This is a genomic window from Allobosea rubneri (assembly GCF_032464875.1).
GTDB lineage: Bacteria > Pseudomonadota > Alphaproteobacteria > Rhizobiales > Beijerinckiaceae > Allobosea > Allobosea rubneri.
Window position 1 is genome coordinate 1 of sequence record NZ_JAWDID010000151.1, and the last position, 546, is coordinate 546.

The 546-nt window shown below is 63.4% G+C and carries 1 protein-coding gene; it reads right to left on the reverse strand.

The window, feature by feature from the left end; genetic code table 11:
- Positions 1 to 82 precede the first annotated feature (82 nt).
- Positions 83 to 546 (reverse strand): alpha/beta hydrolase family protein (locus tag RKE40_RS29710; RefSeq protein WP_390893569.1); only part of this gene is annotated, 464 nt, incomplete at its 5' end.

Below are 546 nucleotides of genomic sequence, written 5' to 3' on the forward strand. Positions count from 1 at the left end.
GGGCTGGACCCTCCCGCGCCGAGGGTGGACTGCATCAGCATGAGCGGAAGAAGAATGGGCATGGGAAGCGGTCCTTGAAAGGTCAGGCCACCGGCTCGCGGGCAAGAACCATTTCGGCAACCGTGCGCAACAACAGGTGTATGTCGGATTCGCGCGAAAGGCGGTGGTCCCCGTCCTTGATCAGCGTGACCTGCACATCGGCTGAAAGCAACCGTTCCGCCAGCCGTGTCGAAATGTCCCATGGCACATCGTCGTCCCGCTGGCCGTGAAGCAGGCGCACCGGCCCGTCGAAGGCAATCTGCCGTTCGAGCAGGAGGTTGACCTGTCCGTCCGCCCAGAAACCGGGATAGGTGGGCGTGGGTTCGGGACCGTAGGGGTTATCCTCCCAGATCGCTTCGCCATCCGCGAGGACGTTCTTGTCCATCTGGGCAATGCCCCATTCGGTGAAATCGGGCGCGGCGGCGACGCCGATCAGGCCCTTCACTTTGTCTGGAGAATCGGCCGCCAACGCTTCGGCAACCATGAGCATCAGCCAGCCGCCCATCG